Source organism: uncultured Dubosiella sp. (genome assembly GCF_964018005.1).
Lineage (GTDB): Bacteria > Bacillota_I > Bacilli_A > Erysipelotrichales > Erysipelotrichaceae > Dubosiella > Dubosiella muris.
On sequence record NZ_CAXHOA010000004.1, the window covers coordinates 68567 to 88077 of the forward strand.

The following is a 19511-nucleotide window of genomic DNA, read 5'->3' on the forward strand; positions in this document are numbered from 1 at the left end:
TCTTTTCCTCTTACTCAAGTAAACTTTGTACTTTTATTTTACTCAGGGAAACCTTTGGTGTAAAGCGTTTTCACCTCTGAAAATGAAACAGTCACAACGTTTCAGAGTTTGCCAGAAATATATATAACATAAAATGTTTTTTTACGGTACTAAAACGCACGAAAAATGCCTTACCTGTCGGGAATTTTGACTTGGCAAGGCAATGTGGTTGAAAAAATACGCTCCGCTTTCACCCAACCGTGAAAAACAATGGTATCCTTTTGTTTCTATTTCGCGTTCTCAAAAAGAATCTGATAGTTATATAAAGCACCAATCAAATTGGAATCGTTAAAATGCTTGCATACACCCACTTCGGTGCGAGGCATCGGAACCGGCACCGCGTCATAGTAGGCGTTCGTCTTTTCGCGGATGGCTTCCACGACGCGCGGCTGCTTCGAGATCCCGCCGCCAATCAAGATGCGCTCCGGATTCAAAATGCACGTCAAATTGTAAATATGGCCGGCGATTCCATTGACCACTTCGTCGAACACGGCGTGGGTCTGCTCGTCCTGGGCGTCCAGCAGCTCGAACACTTTGAATCCATCCACCTCTTCGGCTGGCAGGCCTTTCTGGTCCGCCACCTTTTTGGTCAGCGACGCCGTGCTGCACGCGTTGGCAAAGCAGTTGGCAAATCCTTTCACGTTGACGTCGTTCATCAAAAACGACAATTCGCCCGCGAAGAAATCTTTTCCTTTGACGACGCGGCGGTTCAAAATGATGCCGCCACCGATGCCTGTGCCCAAAATGATGACGACGCCATCGTTGCAGTCGGCCAGGTTGCCTTTCCACACTTCGGCCAGCGCGGCCGCTTTTCCATCGTTTTCAATCGAAACGCGGATCGTTTTTCCGGTTCGCTCGAACACGGCGTTTCGCACGTCGTCGGCCAGCGGCGTGTTGTAGTTGAAGGACAACGCGCCAGGCGTGTATACAAATCCGGTCGCGGAATCAATGTTTCCAGGCACCGACATCGCGATGCCATCCACCTGATCAGCGTGCGCCTCGAACAAGTCGACGAGCGCCGCGATGAAATGTTCTCTCGTGTCAAGCGGCGTTGGCACCGAACCTTTGGACAAAATATTCGCCTCGTTGTCCATCACGGCGTACTTGATAAACGTACCCCCTACATCAATCACTAGTTTATTCATAATCCAAGTTCCTCCATTACCAAAAATGTATCATAAATCTTTGAAAGCGTTAACAAAAAAAATCTCCCGATTCGGGAGATTCGCTCGCTAAATACGAATGATATGGACGGTGGAAAAGTTGGCGTCGCCTTTCAAATACACGTACTGCGTGCCTTCGGGCAGCGGCACTCCTTCCTCTTGAATGCTGCCAAACATCGCGTGCAGTTCGTTGTGCACAACCCAGTTTTTGGGAATAAAGATCTTGAGATCGCAAAAGCCGGCGTCGACGATGACTTCGAGGTTCTCGTCTTTGAATCCGACCTGATCCAAATAGACGCTCATGGCGCAAAACGAAGGCGTCAGGTACACTTTTTCAATGGCGTTTCCCCGCAAGTAATGGGACGAGGAATTGAACGCGCTTTTGACTTCGATGATTTCGTTTTCCGCGTCGTTAAAATACACATCGCTCGTGTCGGCGCTTGCCGAAGGGACGCCTGGCTTGCTGAAAAAATGGACGCCGATGAGCACGAGCACCGTGGCGAACGCGATCGTTCCAAACGAGAGGAACCAAAATCCCAGCGTGTTTTTCCAAATCAAAAACAAGACGACGCCCGCGATGATCATGCCGCTCCGGTCCTTTTTCCGGCGGCTTTCCATAAACAGCAGCACGAAGAAGATCGAAACGGCGACTTTCCACAAAAAGCCGGCCAGATGGAAAATGCCGAAACCATTCAAGATCACGAGAATCGCGCAAACGATAAAGAACGCACCCCATACCCAGTTTTTATTTCCGTTGTTATTCATAATACTTTCTCATTTCCTCCAGTTTCTCTTTGAGCGGTTTGTAGTACTGTCTGGACGCGTACACGTGCTTGAACGTGTTTTGAAACTCGATCAGACAGGTTGACATGTTTCGCGTCAGGGCGAAAATTTTTTCGACGTTGACGATGGCCGATTTCGAGATGCGCAAAAACATGCCCGGCAAAATCGTTTCCAGCTCATACAACCGATAATCCGTGTGGTAGATGTCGCCGGCCGTATGCGCCACGACTTCTTTGGCGTCCGTTTCGAAAAACAAGACGTCGTGCAAGTCGATATAGTACTCCGTGGTTTCCTTAAACATGGGGAAGGTCGTCTGTTTGCGCTGAAGCAGGCTCTCGATCGCTAAAACTTTCTCGTTGATTTGCGGACATTTAATCGTAATCTCGATATCCTCGTACGATTCGTCGATATCCAAGTGTATTTTCATGTTCCTTTTATATCACACTCTTGAAAAAAGGGATACCTGGTTTTTCCAAGTGGTTCGAATCGTCGGCCAAGTCGCTTGTTTTCGCGCACAAAAAAAGCCGCGTTTCGCGACTTGATTTCTACTCTTGCCTGTTACTTTTTTCGTCCGTCTGGATTTTCGCGACGGTGGCGTACCGGACTTGATGGTTTTTGATTTGAACGATTTCGAAGCGCAGCCCGTCTTTTTCAAAGCCAAATCGTTCGCCATCGTCGGGTACGCGACAGAGCGTTTCGTAAATGAGCCCGTTAAGCGTCCCGGTATCCTCGGGTTCGATTTCGACGCCTGTGGCTTCCATGATTTCATCGAGCGGCACGTTGCCGATCAGCTTCCAGCGGTCTTTGCCGGCCGGTTCGATCCATTCGGTTTGCTCGTCGTCGTTGAGATCGCCGATGAGTTCCTCGATCAAATCGTTCATGGTGATGATGCCGCAAACGCCGCCGTACTCATCGAGCACAATCGCCATTTTTTCTTTGTCCTTTTTCATATTGCGGAACAATACGTCAGCTTTTAAGTTTTCGGGTACAAAATACGGCTCGGATACGGCGTGCGTCATGACGGCTTCGCGGCTGTGGTCTTTGAGGCGGAAAAACTTTTTCGCGTTCAAGACGCCGACAATCGTGTCTTTTGTTTCGTGGTACAACGGAAACAGCGAATGGGAGCTGCGCATGATTTGCTCGTCCCATACTTGCTCGGTGTCCATCATATTGAGCATTGTGACGTCTTTGCGGTGCGTCATCACGTCTTTGATTGGCAAATCGTCAAATTCAAACACATTTTGGATCCATTCGTTTTCCTCGTGGTCGATCGTTCCTTTCTCGCTTCCCGCTTCCACCATGAGCCGGATCTCTTCCTCGCTTACTTCCTCGCTGCCTTCGTCGGGGTCGATGCCAATCAACCGCAACACCGCGTTGGTGGAGATTGTCAGCAAGGAGACAAGGGGCTTGAAAATCTTGGAAATGACGGTAATCAAACCGGCGACCGATAAAGCCAGCTGGTCTTTTTTGCGCATGGCGACTTGTTTTGGTACGAGTTCTCCAAACACGAGCGTGAAATACGACAAAATGATCGTGATCACAATGACGGCGATCGTGTCGAGAATGGCCGGGGAGATGCCGACGCCCATGTTGACGAGCCAGTCGACAATGTACTCGGAAAAGTTGTCGGCGGCGAAGGCGCTTCCTAGAAATCCGGATAGCGTGATGGCGACTTGAATCGTCGCGAGAAACCGGGAAGGATCGCAAACTAAATTCAAAAGCTTTTTCGCTTTGCGGTTTCCTTCGTCCGCCATTTTTTCGATTTTGTTTTCATTGACCGAGATCACGGCGATCTCTGCGCAAGCAAATACGGCATTCAAGGCGATGAGCACGACTTGAAGCAAAAGCATCCACAATATACTACTGTCCATATGTGTTTTGTTTCTTTAACCTCTTTCTTTGTTTTTGGCAACATTATACCAAAACTGTCGGATTCTCAAAACGGAATGCTCAAAACAAAAAAAACGCCCGGGAACAAAAGAAGCCAAAGAAAAATCATTTTCTGAATAAATCACTGTGACTGCCTGTCCTCGATAAAGTCAGAACCAATACATCCTCTTCAATACGGTAAATCAGCAACCAATCCGGCTGGATATGACATTCACGATGCCCTGTCCAGCTTCCGGTCAACTCATGATCCTTATTTTTTTCAGGTAGTTTCTCCCCCATAGCGAGAACAGCAACAATATCCTTTAGCAAACCGATTCTCAAACCACGCTTGATTGCGAGTTTGTAGTCCTTTGTGACATCCTCCCCCGCCTGAAGAGGCGGGGGCTTCCTTTCGCATAAAGCGAACAGTCGGTTCTCGTTCGATAATACTACTGTACTAAGCATAAGCGAGCTAACCCCGTGTGTCCCACGGTTTTTATGTATATGGCTATGCGTTTATGATACGCATACCCTCGTTTCTGATATTTATTGCGGCATTTATATCCCTGTCGTGATGAGTACCGCACTCAGGACAATCCCACGCACGAGTACTAAGATTTTTTGTTGCCGTATTTTTGTAGCCGCAGACATTGCAAGTCTGACTGCTTGCGAAAAACTTATCCACTTTTACAAGTTTTTTGCCTGATACTTCCAGTTTGTACTGTAAGAATGTCACAAACATTCCCCAGCCGTTATCACTTACCGATTTGCCGAAGTTTAGACACCTGGACATCGCTTTCATATCAAGGTCTTCTATACAAACACAATCATAGGCATTGGTTATCTGCCTTGACTGTTTGTGAAGGAAGTCCTTGCGCTGATTTGCGACTTTTTCATGCAGTTTGGCAACCCGGATACGCTGTTTATCACGGTTTTTTGAGCCTTTTTCCATTTTTGAAAGTTTACGCTGTTCACGTTTCAGCTTTCTTTCCGCTTGACGGTAGTACCTCGGATATTGCGGCTCATTGCCGTTACTGTCCTTGTACAGCTCGCGCATAGAAAAATCCATTCCCAAAAATTTGTGCGGCTTTGTTTCCTGTACTTGGTTTTCATACTCGAACAAAATGCTTGCATAGTATTTTCCGCTCGGAGTTTGACTGACTGTTACGGATTTCAGTTTATAATCGGACGGGATGTTTCTATGCTGTTTCAATTTGACAAAGCCTATTTTAGGCAATTTGATACAGCCATTTTCAATAGAGACAGAACCCTTTTGGTTATTTGTAGTGTAAGAATTTCTGTTTCTGTGTTTTGATTTGAATTTCGGAAATCCTGTTTTCGGGCTTCTGAAAAAGTTGTTATACGCTTTCTGCAGATTCATCTGTGCGTTGGCAAGCGCTAAACTGTCAACTTCTTTGAGCCACTCAAACTCTGCCTTATATTGTGCAGGGGTATTCTTTAGTTTTTGTTTGGTTTCTTCATAATACTTGATTTTATCGGACAGCATTTTATTGTAGATAAATCGGACACAGCCGAATGTCTTGGCAAACAAGATCTTTTGCTCAGCATTCGGATATATTCTGAATTTATATGCTTTGTTTGCCATGTTTTTCACCTCTTTTTTCGCTTGTCTTCCTGCCCCTGTGTTTCCATAACTTTTGTCTTATTTACGGAAATTCTTTCTTCAAAAGCCGACTACTGGCACTTTTGTATGCGTTTATGGATTTGCTTATTTCACTTTTCGGGTGAGCCTTGAACAGAATATGCGCATGGTCTTTATCATGATTCCATTCCTGTAAGGTTAAATTGTAATGGGGAGCAATATACTCAAATATTTCTTTAGTCCTCTTGGAAATTTTATCATCAAATACTTTTCTTCGATATTTCACAACAAGCACAAGATAATCGTATAACAAAAACACCGAAATGTGCATTACTATCGAACTTCATAAGTCTATCGGCCTTTCCTGTTTTCGACTGATTTTATTGTAACCTATTATTTTCTATTTCTTGGCAAATAGAATGGGACGCAATTCATCCCCACTTTAGAAGTGTGGGACTTCTTGCTACAAAGGTTAAATCGCGTGGCGATCTTGACAACATACTTTGTCTCTGTCATTTTTCAAGATCGGCAAACAGTTCATCCAAATTGGTATAGCCTTTCACGGATGGATCTTTCGCAATCCTTTCTGCCTCCAACATGGCGGCAATCGTCTCCTTGTTAGGCTGGTTGAGAGTAATATCAAAAGGTATCCCGCCTTCCCGAAGTGACTGACGGACAAAGATATTAAATGCTGTAGAAATATTCATACCTAGTTCGTTAAATAGCGCATCTGCCTGCGCTTTGAGGTCCGAATCCATACGGATACTGATATTCGTAGTAGAGTGTGCCATGTTCTCCTCTCCTTTCATATTGGTAATTATACTATATTATAGTTTGCACGAAAAAACCAATACACAGCACGAACTTTAACAACTTATATAAGTAAATCTATCTAAAAACGCCGCAAACCAAACATGGCTTGCGGCGGCACTTTCTGGCGTCGCCAAGAGGATTTGAACCTCCGACCTACCGCTTAGGAGGCGGTTGCTCTATCCAGCTGAGCTATGGCGACAATCTGAATTGATTATAGCCGAGATGGAAGAGAAATTCAATGAGCCGGTGGATTTCCTTTCGATATATCTCTTAAAATATCCAACACTTGCTTCTTCTTGCTTGTCACGAATTTAGAATATTCATTTCCTAATAGTTCGGAATCCAGAAATCTTGTCAATATCGTCAAATCTCGTCAAATAGATTGACGAGATTTGATAAGATTCTATATAATGGTGACAAGACATGAATTTAGAAAGGAGTTGGATGTATGACTTATCAGGAAAGCGAAACCGTCGAATTGAAATCCATCGTTGTGGATGATATCAAAAAAGAAATCATCGCCTTTGCGAACAGTAACGGAGGAAAAATGTATATCGGCGTTCGGGATGATGGCGAAGTATTAGGATTGGATGAGCCGGATGGGACGGCTTTGCAAATCAGCAATATGGTTCAAGATACGATCAAACCAGATGTGACGATGTTCCTTCATTACAAGACAATCGAAGAAGCGGGCAAACAAATCATTGAAATCAGCGTCCAGCGCGGCACAGATCGTCCCTATTACATTGCCAAAAAAGGAATGCGGCCAGAAGGTGTATATGTTCGGCAAGGCTATTCTTCAGTCCCGGCAAGCGATGCCGCGATTCGCCGGATGATCAAGGAAACCGATGGAGATCACTTTGAGACGATGCGCTGTTTGGACCAGGAGCTCACATTCAATGCCACTGAAAAAGAATTTCAATTTCATAACGTGGAGTTTGGCCCACAACAAATGCGCACGTTGAAGCTCATGGATCCAGATGGTCTTTATAGCAATCTCGCTTTACTTCTGTCAGACCAAAATCCCTACACCATTAAAATAGCCGTGTTTCAAGGAAACAACCAAATGGTTTTCAAAGACCGGCGCGAGTTTCGCGGTTCCCTGCTCAAACAAATGAACGAAGTTTATGACTACATTGACTTCCGGAACCAAATTCACGCGACGATTGAAAAGCTCTCTCGTGTCGATGTTCGCGATTATCCAATCATCGCCATCCGGGAAGCCTTGCTGAACCTTCTCGTTCATCGGGATTATTCCTTCAGCGCGAGCTCGTTGATCAGCATTTACGACGATCGAATCGAGCTTGTGTCCATTGGCGGTCTGCTGACCGGAATTGAACTGGAAGACATCATGGCTGGCATTTCGATTTGCAGAAACCAAAATCTTGCCAATCTGTTTTATCGACTCCATTTAATTGAAGCGTACGGTACCGGATTGACCAAAATCATGGAGGCATATGACAGCTCTTTAAAAAAGCCTATCCTATCTACCACAAAGAACAGCTTTAAAATTACGCTTCCCAATATCAACGCGAAAGATGAAACCAACTTTGCTTCCAAAATATCTGACAATATAACGGTTTCGTTCATTTCAGAACTTGGCCGAGACGAAGAACAAGTTCTAGACTATATAAAAAAACACGGTTCTATTACAAGACCCAAAGCGGAACAACTGCTTGGAACGAGCCCCTCCACTGCCTCCCGGCTGATTCGAAAGATGGTTCAGTCCGGCCTGCTTTTACAGCATGGAAAAGCGAGAAATGTCTATTACACACTTGTTAAATAGTCTGCCATTGTCGAAAACACAACGACAAGTTATAATGAAACCGTAAAGAAGAGCACGGCTCGGATTTACTTATTCCATAGGCAACCTACGAAACGTTTATCCGCCAAAAATCACTTTTCGTAGGTTGTTTTTTTTTTGCGATTTACATATCTTCATCAGCATAAGTCGCAATTTTTCTATTTAGCCCAGAGTTGATAAAGCTCTCATCACGAGATCAATATCTTTATTCTCAAGTTCCTGAATTATATGTAAATACGTTTTTTGTGTTGTCGTCATACTGGCATGGCCCAGCCTTCTTGCCCCAATAAGTTGTCTTTCTCTAATTTCATTACCCGTATTCCATCTATCAAAATCATTATGGAACTATGATGAATATTTACATCATAAACCATCATTCCTCACAACATCGAACTGATATACTTAATAAGTTTGATACTAAATTTCATTTGCACGTCTCATACATATCAAGAATCAGAAAGAGACAAAATATTTTCTCGAAGGGTTTCCCTTCTTTCAAGGAAAAACATTTTGGAAATCGGAAAAAGATATAACTTGGACTGACTTTTAATTAAAAAATGCCAAAACACTTATGAAGTGATTTTTGGCATTTTTCATTTTATGTCGGATGATTGGAATTGTCGTTACCTGTTTATATGGTTCGCGTATAAATATAAACAGAAGATCGCTGCACTATCCTATAAGAAGGGTTTTACCAAAATCGAGTTTAAGAACAGCCTGGACCAACATCTGAAATTCGTCACAAGAAAATGTCGAAAAAGATAAGGTCCTAGAGAAACCGCTTGCCAGACAATGGGAATATTCCGTATTCTCCCTTTACTCCAAATCAAAATCCAGATTGAGCTCCGGAAAGATATATTCCGTTTTGTGTGGCAAAATGAATATCGCCATATACCATGGCAAATACAAGATGTCTCCATCCTGCTCGACATTGCCTTCGCAAAATACGATCTTATCCTGAAACTGCCAGTTTTCTACGGCGAGCACTCGATTCATCGCCGCGTGCTTTCGATAGTCTTTTCCTGACTTGACTTCAATGATTGTTGGCGCTTTTCCATTTTGAATCAGAAAATCCAGTTCACCAAATTTCTTTGAATTATAGTAATACAAAGGAAAACCGTTGGCCGTCAACTACGTCGCAAAATAATTTTCAAGAATGCTTCCCTCGTTGATACTCAAATCGCCATTGAGAATCATAAACTGAATATCGTCTAAACTCATCGCGCACAACAAATCGGTGTCAAAAAGAAACAGCCGGAACAAGTTATGCTTTTCATTCAACTGGAACGGATATTGCGGCTCCTGCAACGTGTAAGACGGCAGCGCGATACCGGCCAGTGTAAACCATAAAAAATCATTTTCATGCCGGCTGATTTTTTCTTTCGGCATCACCTGAGACAATTTAAAACGCCGATTTTGATTATCGAGCTGCGACGGAATTGCCTTAAAAATTTCTAAAATCGCATGTCGTTGCGATTCTTCAGCATATTTTCGAATATCGTTCGAATACAAATCAATCAGCTCTTCTTGCACCTTGATCACTTGCTGCATGTTTTTGGTTTTCAAATACGTATTGACTGCTTCTGGCATCCCGCCAACGATCAAATACCGGTGAAACAAATCCTTCAAAGTATCATGAATGGATTCGGAAACCATGGTTTTTTCCTCAAAGCACTGTTTTAAGTAGTCAATTACCTTGGCGCCAATTCCATTCGCCCATAAGAACTCTTCAAAATCCAACGGATACATGTTGACGATCCGTTCAAAACCAACCGGATACGATTTGATTTCCTTTATTTTTACTCCAAGCATCGAACTCGTTTCAATATAATCGTATCGACCATCTTCAACAAAAAATTTAATGGCTGTCCTTGCGCTGGAACATTCCTGGATCTCGTCGAAAAGAATCAACGTTTTCCCCTCAATCAATTCCTGACGGGTAAACGTCGATAGCTTGAATAAAATATCTTCCGCCCGCAAAGACCCGTCAAATAATTTCTTCGCGTCCGGATTTTCCAGAAAGTTCAATTCAATGACTTCCTCATAGTGGTTTTTCGCAAACTCCTTTACGATTGCCGTTTTTCCAATTTGCCTGGCCCCAATCAAGCAAAGAGCGACCCGTCGATCCTCTTCTTTCCATTGCACCAGTTCATCGTATATTTTTCTTTTCAGCATAGCTTGTACCTTTTTCTAGCTTTTTAAGATTTGATTTGCACCTTTTTCCGTACTTTATTCTATTTATTATCCATCCCTCCTTTCTATCATCTCTATATTAAAGCTCGATTAATATATACTTATCAACAAATATTTATCGTTTTTCGATAAAAAATAATTGATTTTCAATCAATTTCAGTTATAATGAAATCAACAAAGGAGAAACCGCTATGAAAAGAAAACGTTTTATCACCTTCACCTCGTGGCTTTGCCTCGTGATTGAGCTCGTCTACTGGTTTAGTACCGCTGTCCTCGTATGTGTTCTAGCCTCTACCTTTTTCGATTCACCATTAGCGGCCGAAACACTGGACTTCGCGAATTGGAATCTATCACAATCCAACGTGTATAATGGCATAGTCAAGATTTGGAAACTGAACATTCCGGTCTTTCGCTTTTTCAGTTCCCATGAAATTACTATTCCGACACTACAAACTGTCCTTCTTTGCGGATTGCTCACCAGCACCCTGAACGCGCTTTGCTTCCACTTTTTGTACCGACTGCTTCATCAAACGAAAAAGGAGCTGGAAGCGACAAACCTCGCTTCCGCTTTCCAAACCGGACAGGCGGAACGAATCAAAAAAGCCGGCATTTTGCTTCTAAGCATTCCTTTCCTGCAATTTGGTTTTAGTTTTCTGCTCAACCTGCCCAACTTATCCACACCGTCTTATGACATTGCCTGGTCTTTTGAAAGCCTTGTCTTAGGCCTGCTGCTCATCGCCTTGTCCACCTACTTTCAGTCCGGCATCCATCTGCAACAAGACGTCGATGGACTCATTTAAAGGAGGAAAACAATGATCATTCTTCGATTGGACCGAATCATGGTGGAACGAAAAATATCGCTGCAGGAGCTCGCCGAACAAGTCGGCATCACCCAGGCCAACTTGTCGAAAATCAAAAACAACAAGGTGAACGCCATCCGGTTTTCCACCTTAAACAAAATTTGCGAAGTGCTCCGCTGCCAGCCCGGCGACTTGCTCGAATACGAACCCGAGACACAAACCGATCCCGTGCTCGCCGAGGAAAACGTCCGCACGCTCGCCCGGCTCCACCAAAAAATCGAAAAACTGGAACCCAATTCCTCCAGTCCTCTCAAAAAAGAATTGGTTTAAGCCGGCTGGATCCGGCTTTTTCTTTGCCACGAAAAAAGCCTGAAGCTTTCGCTCCAGACTATCTTTTTCTATTTCGTCGTATCGCCGGTTTTCTGCGCCCGTTTTCTCAACATCGGCCGGAAGAACAAAACCGTCAGCAGCAAGCCAATGACGCCGACTCCCGCCGAAATCAAAAACGTCGTGTCGATTCCATGACTCATTCCCACGATACCCGGAATGGAAGCCGACAAGGAATCGTACGCGATTCCATCCACCGTCGCGGCAATGGAGTTCGCCAGCGTGATCGTGAACCCAATCATGGACGTTCCGATTCCCAGATCCGCCGGATTCAAAATCTCCTGCGCAGCCGGCGTGGCGCTAACCGAGCGCAACGCGTCGGAAAGACCCGTCAGACCAACCATCAGCATAATAAACCATACCGGCATTCGAACGCCCATGAAAACGAGAAGCCCGCACGGAATGATGACAAACACGCAGGAAAGCGCGAGCGCCATCCACGTATGGGATTTCTTCTTTCCAACCCAGACACCAAGGACGGTTGGCACGAGAACCATAACAATCGTTTTTGGAAGCTGAAGCACGCCCGACGTGGAAGAACCCGCCTCCAAAATCGTCTGCACAGCCATCGGCAAATAGCTGTTGATCGCGATCATGTAAAACACGCCCGCAAACGTGATTCCAAGCAGCAAGACATATTCTTTCGAACGGAACAACGTCATCGGAATCAGCGGCGTTCCCGCTTTGTTTTCCCAGGCGATCAAAGCAAGCAAGCTGCTAAAGCCAACCAGGAAGCCAGCCAGGATCCATCCGTTGTACCAGCCCATCTTCGTGCCAAAGTTCATGGACAGCAGCAAAGTGCTCAAGCAAACGACAAGCAGCACCACGCCAAGCCAATCCATCTTCAATCCGCCTTCGTGCGCGTCGTTGTACATGTTCTTCACGATAAGCCAGATTCCCGGAATCAACGTCAGACACGGGAAGGCGACCGCCGCCCACATAAAACCGTACTGCATCAAATTTCCAGCCAGCCACGAACCCACGAAGCTGCCAACGGCCAAAATCGTCGCCAGCATACCAAAGATTTTGTTTTGGTCTTCCACCGGATTCACTTCCCGCGCCAAAATGTACGGCACCGAGGAAATGGCGCCCTGCGCCATGGAAAAAAGGATTCGGGCAATTAAAAAGATCCATAAGTTCGGAATAAACGCCATGATCAATCCGGTCACCAAGGAAATGACGCCACCATACAACGTGACTTTCCTATTTCCCAAGCCGTCGATCAAACGGCCACCGATCGGTGTCATGATTGTCATACAAATCGCGGCAATCAACGTAATCAAGGAAAAATACGATCCCCCGCCCATCGCGTTCAGCATAGGCTGCTGGATGGTTGCCAGCGACAAGCCATAAGCGGCGATTGTGAACATCACAAAGTAGCAGCCGAGCATGATTTTATGGCTTTGTTCTTTCGTTACTGTATTCATACGACCTCTCCTTACATACATAGATTATAAGAAAGTCCATCCGGAACTTCTTGTGATGTGCTTCTCGCGCACAAAAAAAATGCAGCCGGTCTTTCCAGCTACATTCTTATCTTTCCAATTTTTTAAAGCATATCTTTCGGTTCTTCGCTCGCCTCGTTCAGCCACTTGAACTTGGCGAACAAGTAAAACGCCAACGACATGATCATCGCGACCAGCGCGGCCAAAACCATTCCCGTCAACGCGATATTGCCAAACTGGATCGTCACGCCGGAAAGTCCGACCACGAAAACGACCGACGTCAGCATCATGTTGACGCTGTTGGCGTAATCCACATGCTCGTCCACAAGAATCCGCAATCCGCTAACGCCAATCATTCCATACAACAAAAAGGAGATTCCGCCAATAACCGGATTGGGAATCGTTTGAATCAAAGCGGCCAGCGGTCCGATAAAGGAGCAAATGATCGACATGATCGCCGCCCCTGCGATAACCTGCACGCTGTAGACACCCGTCAGCGCCATGACGCCAATGTTTTCCCCATACGTCGTCGTCGGCACGGAACCGAGGAAACCGGAAATCATCGTGGAGAAGTTATCCCCAAACAACGTTTTATCCAACCCCGGATCTTTGATCAAATCCCGTCCGACGATTTGACTCGTCACGACTTGATGCCCCACATGCTCTGAAATAATAACGAGCACGACAGGCAAAATCATCAAAATCGCATCCAAATTGAACTGTGGCATCGTGAAGTCCGGCATCGCGAACAACGGCGCTTCCATAACCGGCGAAAAGTCGACGATCCCAACGCATACCGCCGTCAAATAGCCTACGACGACCGCGATCAAAATCGGAATGACCGAGAAAAACTTTTTAAAGCAGACGCTGCCGATGACCGCCACAAGCAATGTCACCAGGAACACGATGACGTTGTTCATGTTGACGACTTCATCAAGCAAGCCAGCCGTGCTGGCCGCCGAGCTGGACAGTTCCAAGCCAATCAACGCGACAACCGGTCCCATCGCCGCGGGCGGCAGGACGATGTCGATCCACTTCACACCAAATTTTTTTATAACAAAAGACAAAACACAGCCAACAAATCCAACCGCGATGAATCCACCGAGCGCGTACGGATAGCCAAACTGCGCGATAACCACATTGGCCGGCGCCAAAAACGCGAAACTCGAGCCGAGATAAGCGGGCGCCTTTCCTTTTGTGATGAAAATAAACAACAACGTTCCGATTCCATTCATCAATAAAACGATGGCTGGATTGATCCCAAACAAGAACGGCACGAGCACCGTTGCTCCAAACATGGCGAACAAATGCTGAATACTGAGAGGAATCAGCATTTTAAATGGCACTTTTTCTTCAACCTGAATGATTTTCTTTGCCATTATAGAACCTCACTTTCTTATTTCCATCCTCTTTTATACCATTTTCTCCATGTCAAATACAAGATAAGAAGAAAACGTTTGGCAAAATTCAAACTTTGGATTATAATAGATGAGTAAACGCGCTCGTAGCTCAGTTGGATAGAGTATCAGATTCCGATTCTGAGGGTCGTAGGTTCGAGCCCTATCGAGCGCGCCATTTGAACAATCACGCCATCCGCCGGACGGCGTTTTTTTTTCGCGCTCAAAAAAGCCGGAGAAAGGCATTCGCTCCGGCTCATTTCAACTTTTTTCTATCCCGCTTCAATCCTGGTTTCCTCGCAAAAACAGCGTCGCCACCGTCTTCTCGTTGTACTGCGTGGAAATGATCCCCGAATCGCTCATCCGCGAGTACACACCCGCGAACACGCCATTGTACGTGTATAAACCCGTCAGGTTCGAATACATCATCCAATGGTCGTGATTGACCAGGTCGATATTTTCCGATTTGAACGGCGGAATGTACTCTTGCGCGATATAGTCCTTGTCGACAAAGTCAAAAAGCACTTTCGCCCAGCGATGCTGATCCAAGTCGCAGCCCGCCCACACGCCTTTGGCGGCATACGAGTCCTTCGGCTTGATGATCCAGTTGTCCTTCTGCAAAACGATCTCGTTGGCGACCGCCAGCGTCAAGTCGCGCGTCTTTGGCATGTGGTTGTCGAGAAACGCGCACTCCTCTTTCGTCAAATAGCCGCGCATCGTTTCGTCAAACAGCACCTGGTTGATGCATTTGTGATGCACAAGCTGCGTTTGGAACGCCCCAATCAACACGACATTGGCGTCCTTGACGCACGCAATGAAATCGTCTTTCAATTCGTCGTAGTGCTCCATGACATCCTTCGTGACCGCCCGCCGGTATACGACATCGAACGGCGTTCCCGTCTTTTGGCTGACAAGACGCGTTCCATCGTATTTCAAATCCCGGATATCGACCACCTCGCACACGAGCCCCCGCTTGCGAAACCGGTCCTCGAACTGGTAAAGCTCGCTCAAGTACGCCTTTTCCAAAAAGTCGACAATCGCGACGTTCGGGTTCTCCTTCGCGTTTGCCGTTTCATGATACGTCTTTAAAAACGCGTCGATCCACGTTTCCATCAGCTCCAAAACCTCCACATGCGGTTTCAGCGCGGTATACGCGTTGTTGAGTTCCAGCAGCGCGTTGAGCCGCCAGTTCTCATTCATCGCGCTCGTTCCATCCGTATTGAACTCGCAAAAGTAAAAATCCTTCATATTCTCGTCAAAGAAAATGTCGATACGGCAAATCGGAATCGGGACCGGATATTGCGGCTCCAGCAAAATCAGCTCCTCTAGCTCTTTGGAAAACGGAAAAAGCGCCCGGATCCGCGCGTCGCTTCGATACGCGACAATCACCTTTCGAAAGATGGCGTACGTCTGCTCCACGATATGCTCGAACCGTGCCTTGTCGTCCCGGTCAAAAAACTTCGGCACATGAAGCGTGCGCGTGTAGTTGCCATTGCCCGCGTTCAACTCGCTGTTTTGAATCGCCATCGTGATTTTCAAAGCGCTCTCCTTGCTTTCGATCCAATGCTTGTCAATGTATTTTTTAAATTTTCTTAATTCATCCATCGTTTTCTCCGCTTTCTTCAAAAATATGCCGGCGTTCGGCCACGAGTCGCTCAAAGCGCGTCAAATACGCCCGCTCCTTCGCGTCCAGTCCACGCGCCGCCCGCTCCAGCAGTGTGCCAAGCGCGCCAGCCAGCGTGTCGCCATACACTTTCGCGTCCCATTGATCGCGCTCGATACACCGCTTGTACGCATGCAGCGTATCTATCGTGCAGGCGCTGGCCTTCCCGCTATAAAACACCACGTTGTCCTTGTCGTAAAACAGCCCTTTGATCAGCGCGCAATACGACAGCGTCCACGCCAGCGGCATGCAGTCCGCCGAGCGAATCTCGATAAACCGCTTCAGACGCACAAACGGGAAAACCATCGACAAGTAATGCGCGATCACCGTTTCATTCCATCCATACGTTTCGGCCACCTGCATACAAGTCCTCTGCCCGGCGTCGGTAATGCGCACCCCGTCGTTCATCACGACAAGCGGCATTTGCTCGACCCAGTTTGCGTACGCCGCGAAGCCAAAATCGGCGTCCAGCGCCTTTGGCATATAGCCCGACCGCCGCGAATCCGTATGCTCCCAAATCGAATCCCGCAAAAACACATCCGCGTTCGGCTTTCCTTCGTACATCGGCGTGTTGCTCGTTAAAAACGACAGCATCAAATGCAAATAGTTGGCCATCGCATACTTCTTCACGAAATCCGCCTCGTCGCCATAGTCGATGGAAACGTGAACCGCCGCGGTTCCCTTCATCATTTCGCGTCCCCGCGTGCCCGTCGTTTCAAACCATTTTTCCATCAACTCGTACCGCTTTTTCAAAATGCGCGGCACGTCGGCAACCGGAATCGTCGGCAAACCACCCGAATACGCGATTCGATAGCCTCGCTCGTTGACAAACGCGAAAATCGGCTCCATCGCCTCCTCGTACCAGTCGCGGATTTGATCGAGCGATGGCGTGTAGCGAAACGAAAGCTCCAGCTGGCAGCCGGGCTCCAGCGTAATGAGCGTCGTTTTGGATTCCAGCGCGATCAGACGCCCCTCTTCGTAATACGCCTTGTCGTAAATTGGCTCAAGAAACTCGAGCAGCTGCGCGATCTCGTCGTACGGCATCGGCTTTCCGGTCGTCTCATTCAACACGAAATGCTCGATCTCGACACCGAGCGCCCGCGAGTCTTTCGAAGCCCCTTTTTGAAAATACTCAATGAGCGGCGTCATAATAAATCGAGGCTTTGACGTGGTCGGTATGCTCTTTGCCGCAAAGCTTTTCCATAATCGCGAAAGCGAACTCCTCCGCCGCGGCCGCCGAGATGCCTGTCACCAAATTACCATCCGTCACGGTGTAGTCATAGTGGTACTGTCCGCCAAAATCCTTGTTCATCTCTTCGAAGCACGTGTAGTTTTTTCCTTCCAGCAAGCCCATCTTGCCTAAAACCGTCGGCGCCGCGCAAATCGCCGCCAGCACCTTGGAATCATCCTCAAACACTTTGCGAATCACTTTTTTCACTTTGTCGTTCGTTTCCAGCTTTTTATAGTGCGGGCCACCCGGAACGATCAGGCAGTCGATCGAATCGAAATCGTAGTCGTCCATTGGCACGGCTGGCGAGTACGTCACGCCAAAACGGCCGGTCACCTCGTTGCCCTCGACGCTAACCACGTCAACATCGACACCGCCGCGCCGCAGCAAGGCGATCGGCCCCATCGCTTCCAGTTCCTCAAATCCATTATCCATTAAAATTGCACATTTCATTTTTCCTCACCTCTTGCTCCTAGTATACCCCAAATCGAAATCGGTTTAGGCCCTAAAGCATTTCAAAGGTGATTTTTCAAAGATGCCTTTATAATCAAGTCAGGAGGATTCTCATGTACAATTTTTTTAAGCAGGCAAATTCACAACTGCGTTTATTCGCCATTATATATATGGTTTTTGGTCTTATTCTTTGTTTTTTTAACAAAAGCATCCTGACGATGTCGGCGCGCGTCATTGGCGGGGTTCTGCTCGCGTATGGCGTGTACGAGCTTTACGTCTATTTCATGAAGCGCCAAACCGTCAGCTCCGTGCCGCTCTTTACCGGCGTTCCCTGCGCCCTGATTGGCGGGTTCATGATTTTCTCGCCCGAGTCGCTTGTCGCCATCCTTCCCGTTTTGGCCGGCATCATTTTGGTTTTGAATTCGGTCATGCAAATGCAAAAAGCGTTCTTGCTGAAAGACCACGGCTTTGAAAACTGGATCTGGACGTTCATCGTCAGCCTCGTGACGCTCGTTGTCGGCGTCATCATCCTGCTGCGGCCGATCCAGACGCTGGCGTTTATTCTTCAGCTCGTCGGCGTATGCCTCATCATCGAAGGCGTCATCATGCTCATTAACGAACACGAAGTCAACAAATACATACAATAAAAGGAGCCGCCATGAAAATCTCAACGAAAGGAAGATACGCGCTGCTCTTGATCATTGATCTGGCGCAGCATCAGGACGAGGGGTTTGTGTCCTTAAAAGAAATCGCCAATCGACAGGGAATTTCAAAAAAATATTTGGAGCAAATCGTCATTCCACTCAACCAGGCGCATATGCTCAGTTCCAACCGCGGATCCCAGGGCGGGTATCGTCTAATCGAAAACCCGCGCACGATTTCCGTCTACGATATTCTTTCCGCCACCGAGGAATGCATGCTTCCCGTTTCCTGCCTGGAAACCGGAAACCACCTTTGCGACCGCGAAAACCAGTGCATGATCAAATGGATGTGGGAAGGCTTGAGCGAAGTCACGCAAGACTACCTCAAGTCGATTTCCCTGCAGGATTTGGTCGACCACACCACACCAAGCAAACAAACCCGCTAGATTTTCCCTTGCCATTTTCCAGCGCCGCCGCGAAATGGTTTTTTTTTTCGAGGCGCAAAAAAAGCCCGCGTTTTCCCGGGGCTTTTCACTCTATTTCAAATCGCAAAGACCAACGCCTTCGCCATACATCGAATACCAGTCCGCGTTGAAGTCGTCCACCGCCTTGTCGATGCTCGGATTTTTGAACACCTGCTTCAAAATCTCGACCGGCGCCGTGATGGCTTGCGCCCCCGCGTCGAGCGCCTCGCGAATTTGGCGCACGCCTTTGAAGCTGGCCGCCACGATCTTGCAGTCGTAGCCGTCATGGTCGATCCGGTCGCTCACGTTGGCGATCAGCTCGTATGGATCGTTGCCCAAATTGCCAATCCGGTTGACGTATGGCGCGATGTAGTCGGCGCCCGCCGCCAACGCCATAAGAGCCTGCATCTCGTCGTACACGGCCGTCGCCGTCACTTTCACGCCTTCTTTTTTCAACATTTGGATCGCTTTGAGCCCTTCGTAGGAAACAGGCACTTTAATGAACACGTCCGGGTCGATTTCCTCGTGGATGCGGTGCGCCTCCTTCACCATCTCGTCGGCCGTTTTTGAAATGACCTGGATGTGAAGCGAGCGCTCCTTCCCGATAATCGAGCGAATTTGACGCATATGGTCGTAAAAGTCGGCCGGGTGCGTCTTTTTCACGATACTCGGATTGCTTGTCACGCCCACGATCGGCATATGGTCGATCGCGTCCTTGATCTCCTCGATATTTACTGTATCAATAATGAATTCCATGTTGTGCTCC

At 47.0% G+C, this 19511-nt stretch carries 19 protein-coding genes, 2 tRNA genes and 2 pseudogenes; 6 read left to right on the forward strand and 17 right to left on the reverse strand.

The window, feature by feature from the left end:
- Positions 1-266: 266 nt before the first annotated feature.
- From ABNS49_RS04070 to ABNS49_RS04110, 9 genes and pseudogenes are all read right to left on the reverse strand, one after another.
- Entirely contained in the window at positions 267-1184 is a 918-nt protein-coding gene (locus ABNS49_RS04070) for an ROK family protein (RefSeq protein ID WP_135979704.1), read from the reverse strand.
- Positions 1185-1271: 87 nt separating this feature from the next.
- Positions 1272-1967, reverse strand: a complete 696-nt coding sequence (locus ABNS49_RS04075) for a hypothetical protein (protein WP_135979705.1) — start codon at positions 1965-1967, stop codon at positions 1272-1274.
- The gene (locus ABNS49_RS04080; RefSeq protein ID WP_135979706.1) at positions 1960-2412 is read right to left on the reverse strand and encodes a LytTR family DNA-binding domain-containing protein; all 453 of its coding nucleotides are present in this window, start codon (positions 2410-2412) and stop codon (positions 1960-1962) included. Before ABNS49_RS04080 ends, ABNS49_RS04075 begins: the two co-directional genes overlap by 8 nt.
- A 118-nt stretch (positions 2413-2530) precedes the next feature.
- Positions 2531-3856, reverse strand: a complete 1326-nt coding sequence (locus ABNS49_RS04085) for a hemolysin family protein (protein WP_277820769.1) — start codon at positions 3854-3856, stop codon at positions 2531-2533.
- Positions 3857-3980: 124 nt separating this feature from the next.
- On the reverse strand, positions 3981-4319 hold the full coding sequence (locus tag ABNS49_RS04090) for a type II toxin-antitoxin system YafQ family toxin (RefSeq protein WP_135979707.1): 339 nt from the start codon (positions 4317-4319) through the stop codon (positions 3981-3983).
- Positions 4320-4362: 43 nt separating this feature from the next.
- The gene (tnpB, locus tag ABNS49_RS04095; RefSeq protein ID WP_135979708.1) at positions 4363-5460 is read right to left on the reverse strand and encodes an IS200/IS605 family element RNA-guided endonuclease TnpB; all 1098 of its coding nucleotides are present in this window, start codon (positions 5458-5460) and stop codon (positions 4363-4365) included.
- Positions 5461-5524: 64 nt separating this feature from the next.
- Positions 5525-5804 (reverse strand): annotated as a pseudogene (gene tnpA, locus ABNS49_RS04100) (IS200/IS605 family transposase); the annotation flags it as partial.
- Positions 5805-5969: 165 nt separating this feature from the next.
- Positions 5970-6248 (reverse strand): type II toxin-antitoxin system RelB/DinJ family antitoxin, encoded by a 279-nt coding sequence (locus ABNS49_RS04105; protein ID WP_135979709.1) that lies wholly within the window; start codon positions 6246-6248, stop codon positions 5970-5972.
- A 144-nt stretch (positions 6249-6392) separates the two neighbouring features.
- A tRNA-Arg gene (locus ABNS49_RS04110) sits at positions 6393-6469 on the reverse strand.
- A 249-nt stretch (positions 6470-6718) separates the two neighbouring features.
- Here ABNS49_RS04110 and ABNS49_RS04115 point away from each other — a divergent pair.
- A complete protein-coding gene (locus ABNS49_RS04115; RefSeq protein ID WP_135979710.1) occupies positions 6719-8056 on the forward strand; it encodes an RNA-binding domain-containing protein in 1338 nt (445 codons plus the stop codon).
- An 834-nt stretch (positions 8057-8890) separates the two neighbouring features.
- On the opposite strand, the gene ABNS49_RS04120 is transcribed toward ABNS49_RS04115, so the two are convergent.
- Both ABNS49_RS04120 and ABNS49_RS04125 read right to left on the reverse strand, forming a co-directional pair.
- The gene (locus ABNS49_RS04120; RefSeq protein WP_277820770.1) at positions 8891-9184 is read right to left on the reverse strand and encodes a hypothetical protein; all 294 of its coding nucleotides are present in this window, start codon (positions 9182-9184) and stop codon (positions 8891-8893) included.
- Positions 9185-9205: 21 nt separating this feature from the next.
- Complete coding sequence (locus ABNS49_RS04125; protein WP_348687943.1) at positions 9206-10249, reverse strand: AAA family ATPase; 1044 nt, start codon at positions 10247-10249, stop codon at positions 9206-9208.
- Positions 10250-10458: 209 nt separating this feature from the next.
- Here ABNS49_RS04125 and ABNS49_RS04130 point away from each other — a divergent pair, with 209 nt between their 5' ends.
- A complete protein-coding gene (locus tag ABNS49_RS04130) occupies positions 10459-11067 on the forward strand; it encodes a hypothetical protein (protein WP_135979711.1) in 609 nt (202 codons plus the stop codon).
- Positions 11068-11079: 12 nt separating this feature from the next.
- Positions 11080-11274: pseudogene (locus ABNS49_RS04135) on the forward strand (helix-turn-helix transcriptional regulator); the annotation flags it as partial.
- Positions 11275-11465: 191 nt separating this feature from the next.
- Here ABNS49_RS04135 and ABNS49_RS04140 read toward each other — a convergent pair.
- A complete protein-coding gene (locus tag ABNS49_RS04140; RefSeq protein WP_168353542.1) occupies positions 11466-12881 on the reverse strand; it encodes an MFS transporter in 1416 nt (471 codons plus the stop codon).
- A 122-nt stretch (positions 12882-13003) separates the two neighbouring features.
- A complete protein-coding gene (gene uraA / locus ABNS49_RS04145; RefSeq protein ID WP_135979714.1) occupies positions 13004-14281 on the reverse strand; it encodes a uracil permease in 1278 nt (425 codons plus the stop codon).
- Between the two features lie 116 nt (positions 14282-14397).
- On the opposite strand from uraA, the gene ABNS49_RS04150 reads away from it, so the two are divergent.
- Positions 14398-14474: transfer RNA gene (locus ABNS49_RS04150), tRNA-Arg, on the forward strand.
- 104 nt (positions 14475-14578) lie between these two features.
- Here the strand turns inward: ABNS49_RS04150 and ABNS49_RS04155 are convergent.
- The 3 genes from ABNS49_RS04155 to ABNS49_RS04165 are packed head-to-tail and all read right to left on the reverse strand — an operon-like array spanning position 14579 to position 17640.
- Positions 14579-15901 carry a hypothetical protein gene (locus ABNS49_RS04155; protein WP_135979715.1) on the reverse strand — a complete coding sequence of 441 codons (1323 nt, stop codon included), beginning with the start codon at positions 15899-15901 and terminating at the stop codon, positions 14579-14581.
- Positions 15894-17108, reverse strand: coding sequence for a glutamate-cysteine ligase family protein (locus ABNS49_RS04160; RefSeq protein WP_135979716.1), 1215 nt, complete (start codon positions 17106-17108; stop codon positions 15894-15896). The genes ABNS49_RS04155 and ABNS49_RS04160 overlap by 8 nt, the downstream gene beginning before the upstream one ends.
- On the reverse strand, positions 17092-17640 hold the full coding sequence (locus ABNS49_RS04165) for a DJ-1/PfpI family protein (protein WP_135979717.1): 549 nt from the start codon (positions 17638-17640) through the stop codon (positions 17092-17094). The genes ABNS49_RS04160 and ABNS49_RS04165 overlap by 17 nt, the downstream gene beginning before the upstream one ends.
- 113 nt (positions 17641-17753) lie before the next feature.
- On the opposite strand from ABNS49_RS04165, the gene ABNS49_RS04170 reads away from it, so the two are divergent.
- Positions 17754-18287, forward strand: coding sequence for a DUF308 domain-containing protein (locus ABNS49_RS04170; RefSeq protein ID WP_135979718.1), 534 nt, complete (start codon positions 17754-17756; stop codon positions 18285-18287).
- A gap of 11 nt (positions 18288-18298) precedes the next feature.
- On the forward strand, positions 18299-18727 hold the full coding sequence (locus ABNS49_RS04175) for an Rrf2 family transcriptional regulator (RefSeq protein ID WP_135979719.1): 429 nt from the start codon (positions 18299-18301) through the stop codon (positions 18725-18727).
- Between the two features lie 90 nt (positions 18728-18817).
- Here ABNS49_RS04175 and ABNS49_RS04180 read toward each other — a convergent pair whose 3' ends face one another.
- A complete protein-coding gene (locus ABNS49_RS04180; RefSeq protein WP_135979720.1) occupies positions 18818-19501 on the reverse strand; it encodes a fructose-6-phosphate aldolase in 684 nt (227 codons plus the stop codon).
- Positions 19502-19511: the final 10 nt, after the last annotated feature.